Here is a 4,785-nt window from a genome sequence, read left to right as displayed (position 1 = left end):
GGTGGTGGGGCGAGGGGGAGATCAAGTACTACCTCGACGAGGACCGTGACTTCCCCACGATCTGCGGCACGGGCACCGAGGACTACTTCGGCGGGGCGTGGAACTTCGACGTTCCGGGGCAGGGTTACACGAGCTACACGACGCCGTACCTGGGCCTGCACCAGATCATCCGTCCTGACGGGCTGTACGAGAGCCAGCAGCGCTTCGGGATGTACCGCTGGCACGTGCCGGACCCGATCCGGTTCGCCACGGGGATCCGGGTCGACATCCAGGCCCTCGGCTGGCGAAGCGGCCACCGCTACCTGCCCCGGCACGACGACATCGCGTCGACGGCGCTGTTCTATCTCGACGCGCCGAGCAGCACGCCACCCGTGACGCCGACCCTCGACGGGCTCGAGACGCTCTGAGCCAGGCCTGCGTCACGCGTGGGCCCGGCCGACGGCGACGGCCGCGTTCACCGACGACGAGGCGGAGAGCACCTTCAGCGCGATCGCCGTGTAGCGGTCGACGACCTCGTCCAGGCTGAGCGGACCGCTCGGCCGGAACCACTCGCGCACACCGTTCAGCATGTCGAGCAGGGCCATCGTGGTGAGCTGCACGTCGTCGACCGCGAACTCCCCGGTGGTGCAGCCCTGCTCGATCACGTCCTGCACCGCGTCGTGGTACTCGATCTGCAACCGGATGCCGTCACCCTGCTGGCCCGGGGTGAGGGCGTAGCGGATGGGGTTGCCGATGAGCAGTTCGGGCCTGCGGTCCTGGCTGATCGTGAGGTGCAGCCGGACGGTCTCGCGGATCCGCTCGGTCGGCGTGCGGGACGGGTCGCGCAGCACGGCGCAGGTGGCGGAGACGAACTCGGTCATGAATTTCTTGATGATCGCGTGCAGCACGTCCTGCTTGTTGGTGAAGTGGTGGTACATCGTCGAGGAGGAGATGCCGACGGCATCGGCGATGTCGCGGATCGAGGTGGCGGCGTAGCCGCGCTGGTAGAACAGAACGCTGGCCCGGTTCATGATCTTTCCGCGTAGGACGGGGCCCTCGTCGAGGCTGCGCTTTCGCGCCATGTCCGACTCCTTCCGGTTGATGCGCTTCGTGAGGTCGGCGCTGTCTGGCCTGGTTGACGACTCCCTGTGAACGCGCCTAGCGTACGTGTCGATCGACCGATCGACATGGGCGGCTCCGAGTACGCGGATCGATAACGACCGCGGTGGTGGAGCCCCGCGTCGGCACTCCGGACCGGGACATCGGTGTCGTGGGGGGGCGGAGTGGTTCGTGCGCGATTCCGAATGACTGCGAGGAAGGTTGTGACCGGTGGATGGGTGGGGGACTCGGCAGCGCGCGGAGGTGCCGGGCGAGAGATGGATCCGAATGCTGACCGATGAGCACGGCAGGGCGATGCTCGCCTTCTCGACCCGGCTCACCGGCGATCCTTCGGCCGCCGAGGACATCGTGCAGGAGACGCTGGTGCGTGCCTGGCGCCATCGCGACAAGGCGGTGGGGGGCCAGAGCGACGTGCGTGCCTGGTTGTTCACGGTGATCCGGAACCTGGTGATCGACCGGGCCCGCGCCCGCAACGTGCGCCCGATCGAGGTGGTCGAGACGGTGATGACCCATCCCGTCCAGAGAGACCACGCCGACCGGGTGGTCGACTCGATGCTGGTGTTCCAGGCGCTGAACACGCTGTCGCCCGAGCATCGGGCGGTTCTCGAGGACGTCTACATCCACGGGAACACGGTCCGGGAGACGGCGGAGAATCTCGGCATCTCGCCGGGCACGGTGAAGTCGCGTACCTACTACGCACTGCGCTCCCTGCACGCGCTGCTCCGGGAGCCCGACCGCACCGCGGACTGCCTGGCCCCGGCCTGCTGAGCGGTCGTCCTTCCGGAACCGGTCACTTCTGCTCCCCGTCCTGCGCGCCGATCGCGCGGAGGAGCAGGTCGGCGAGTGCGTCGAGATATCCCGGTTCCGCCTCTGCGGCACGGACGGTCAGCCGCCAGTAGACGGGCGCCGCGAGCAGGTCCTGGACGAGTTCGAGGTCGGTGTCCTCGCGCAGTTCCCCGCGCTCGATCGCCCGCCGGAACATCACCGTGGCGCGCTCCCGCCTCGGGGTGCCGATCATCGCCGCGACGACGCCTGCCAGTTCCGGGTTGCGGGCCGTCTCGGCCACGAGGTCGGGCAGGATCCGGGAGAACCGGGGGTGGGTCAGCCACTCCATCAGTGCGTCGAGGGTCTCGCGCAGGTCGGTCCGCAGTGCGCCGGTGTCGGGGACCACGGCCCGCGCCACGCTGAACTCGGAGATCGCCGCGATCGCCATCTCCTGCTTGGACGGCCAGCGGCGGTAGAGCGCACTCTTGCCGACGCCCGCCCGCTTGGCGACGGCCTCCATCGAGAGCCGTGCGTAGCCGTGGGCGGCCCACTCGTCGAGCACGGCCTCGGTGATGGCCCGGGTGATCGCCGGCTGGAGCACGGCTGCGCCTGTCGGCCGGCGACGCGTCATGGGGAGAGCATACCGAGTGGACGATACGGGCCCGTCCCGCGTACGTTTGGTCGGGACGGTTCCGTATCGTCCAGACCAGGAGAACGCCATGACCCCCCGTGAGCTCGTCGACCACGCCCTGCAGCTCCTGATCGCCCACGACATGACGGCCTTCGCCGGGCTGTGGGCGGAGACCGGCGTGCTCGAGCTCCCCTTCGCCCCACCCGGCTACCCGCAGAAGGTGGAGGGCCGCGCCGCGGTCCACGAGTACCTGCGCGCCTACCCCGACATCGTCGACGTGCGGGCCGTCACCGAGCAGGTGGTGCACCAGAGCACGCAACCGGACACCGTGATCGTGGAGTTCGAGGTCGCCGGGACCGTGGTCGCCACCGGTCGCCCGTACGACATGCGCTACATCGCGGTGATCGTCGTGCGCGACGGCGAGATCCAGGTCTACCGCGACTACTGGAACCCGCTCGCCGTGGCCGAGGCGATGGGCGGCGTCGACGCGCTGGTGGCCGCGTTCACCGGTGCCGAGAATGGGTGAGGTCCTCGTCGTCGGGGCCACCGGCACCACCGGCTCCCGGGTCTCGGCGTTCCTCCGGCAGCGGTGCGTCCCCGTGCGGTCGGCGACCCGCAGGCCCCGCGCCGCCGGGCACATGCGGTTCGACTGGGCGAGCCGGGAGACCCACGCGCCGGCCCTGCGCGGAGTCTCGGCCGTCTATCTCGTCGCTCCCGTCGGGGTGGCCGATCCCGTCCCGCTCGTGGAGCCGTTCCTCGAGGAAGCCCGGCGCCAGGGCGTCCGGCGGGTCGTCCAGCTCAGCTCGTCGGCGGTGCCGGAGGGCATGCCGGGGCTCGGCGCGGTGCACGCTCTCGTCCGGGCCACCATGCCGGAGTGGGCGGTGCTGCGGCCGTCGTGGTTCATGCAGAACTTCACCGGTGACCACGCGGTGGCGCACGGGGTGCGCAGCGGCGAGATCGTCACCGCGACGGGGGACGGCAAGGTGGCCTTCGTCGACGCGGCGGACATCGCCGCCGTCGCCGGGTTCGCGCTCACCGACGAGGCGCCGCACAACACCGAGCACGTCCTGACCGGGCCCGAGGCGCTGAGCTACGCCGAGGCCGCCGCGATCATCACGCGCCACACGGGCGCTCCGGTGCGCCACCGGACCGTCGCGCCCGAGGAGTTCGCGCGCCACATCGGCGCATACGGCGTGCCGGCCGACTTCGCTGCGGTGCTCGCCGCCCTCGACGACGGCATCCGGGGCGGAGCGGAAGACCGGGTGACCGGCACCGTCGAGCGGATCACGGGCCGATCACCCCGCAGCTTCCACGATTTCGTCGCCGCTGAGATCTCCTGACCGGATCGACGCGATCGGCCCCTTTCCGTGTCGGGTTCTGCCTGGTCGGCGAGGTACGCCACGCCTTGCGGCGAAATGCGCGGTCCGCGTTGTCCGGTTTCCCAGTCGAAACGGCGTGGCACAGCCCGGACACAAGACCTCCGTAGCGTCTGTGATCACAGATCACATGGGGAGGTGGCCGTGGACCGCGACACGATCAGTGTCTCGACGATCAACGAAGAGGTGTACGACCGCCTGCGCGTCGCCATCCGTACGGGAGATCTCGCGCCCGGAGTGAAGGTGTCGCTGCGGTCGCTGGCCGCCACGTTGGGCGTCAGCACGATGCCGGTGCGGGAGGCGATGCGGAAGCTGCAGGCGCAGGGTCTCGTCGAGTTCGAGCGCCGCAGCGTCACGGTGGTGCAGCTCGCTCCGGACGAGGTCGTCCAGGTGTTCCAGATCCGGCTGCGGCTCGAACACCTGGCTGCCGAGTGGGCGTTGCCGCGTCTCACCGACGGCGACGTGGCCGACCTGCGCACCGTACTGGCGGAGATGACCGACCCGGGGCTCGACCCGGCGGTCTGGCGGCGGCTCAACCGCCGGTTCCACGAGCGGTTCTACGAGTGTGCCGGCAGCCCCCACCTGCTGGAGCTCATCCACAACATCTGGGACCGCGTCGAGTCCTCGATGGCCGTCTACGCCTCCACGGTCGACGACTTCGCCGAGGCCCACCGCCAGCACCTGCGGATGCTCGAGCTCATCGAGTGCCGCAACCTACCCGGCCTGCTCGACGAGACGGCCTGGCATCTCGAACACACCAGCCGGACCGTCGCCGAGGCGCTGGCCGAAGCGCTCGGTGCCGAGCGTCCCGCACCGGTCGGGTCCGGCGACACCGCCACGTCCGGCGCCACCTGACGAGGGCAGCTCCCCCCGGCCACCACCACAACACCACAACCCCACCGAACCGCGCGTCGC

General features: G+C 70.2%; 7 protein-coding genes. 5 read left to right on the top strand and 2 right to left on the bottom strand.

Annotated elements, in window-relative coordinates; genetic code table 11:
* Nucleotides 1–407 (top strand): DUF2961 domain-containing protein (locus HF577_RS36535; RefSeq protein ID WP_169400573.1); only part of this gene is annotated, 407 nt, incomplete at its 5' end.
* A gap of 12 nt (nt 408–419) precedes the next feature.
* Here HF577_RS36535 and HF577_RS36530 read toward each other — a convergent pair.
* Nucleotides 420–1,061, bottom strand: a complete 642-nt coding sequence (locus HF577_RS36530) for a TetR/AcrR family transcriptional regulator (RefSeq protein ID WP_169400572.1) — start codon at nt 1,059–1,061, stop codon at nt 420–422.
* A 304-nt stretch (nt 1,062–1,365) separates the two neighbouring features.
* Here HF577_RS36530 and HF577_RS36525 point away from each other — a divergent pair, with 304 nt between their 5' ends.
* Entirely contained in the window at nt 1,366–1,866 is a 501-nt protein-coding gene (locus tag HF577_RS36525) for a sigma-70 family RNA polymerase sigma factor (protein WP_169400571.1), read from the top strand.
* Between the two features lie 22 nt (nt 1,867–1,888).
* Here HF577_RS36525 and HF577_RS36520 read toward each other — a convergent pair whose 3' ends face one another.
* Nucleotides 1,889–2,494 (bottom strand): TetR/AcrR family transcriptional regulator, encoded by a 606-nt coding sequence (locus tag HF577_RS36520; RefSeq protein ID WP_169400570.1) that lies wholly within the window; start codon nt 2,492–2,494, stop codon nt 1,889–1,891.
* Nucleotides 2,495–2,582: 88 nt separating this feature from the next.
* Between HF577_RS36520 and HF577_RS36515 the strand changes: the two genes are divergently transcribed.
* The 3 genes from HF577_RS36515 to HF577_RS36505 all read left to right on the top strand — a co-directional run bounded on the left by HF577_RS36515 (nt 2,583) and on the right by HF577_RS36505 (nt 4,725).
* Nucleotides 2,583–3,020 carry a nuclear transport factor 2 family protein gene (locus HF577_RS36515; protein ID WP_169400569.1) on the top strand — a complete coding sequence of 146 codons (438 nt, stop codon included), beginning with the start codon at nt 2,583–2,585 and terminating at the stop codon, nt 3,018–3,020.
* Nucleotides 3,013–3,834, top strand: coding sequence for an NmrA family NAD(P)-binding protein (locus tag HF577_RS36510; RefSeq protein ID WP_169400568.1), 822 nt, complete (start codon nt 3,013–3,015; stop codon nt 3,832–3,834). The genes HF577_RS36515 and HF577_RS36510 overlap by 8 nt, the downstream gene beginning before the upstream one ends.
* 180 nt (nt 3,835–4,014) lie before the next feature.
* The gene (locus HF577_RS36505; RefSeq protein WP_169400567.1) at nt 4,015–4,725 is read left to right on the top strand and encodes a GntR family transcriptional regulator; all 711 of its coding nucleotides are present in this window, start codon (nt 4,015–4,017) and stop codon (nt 4,723–4,725) included.
* The last annotated feature ends 60 nt before the right edge of the window (nt 4,726–4,785 follow it).

The organism is Pseudonocardia xinjiangensis (genome assembly GCF_012911925.1).
Taxonomy (GTDB): Bacteria; Actinomycetota; Actinomycetes; order Mycobacteriales; family Pseudonocardiaceae; genus Pseudonocardia; species Pseudonocardia xinjiangensis.
This window is presented reverse-complemented; position numbering and strand designations above follow the sequence as displayed.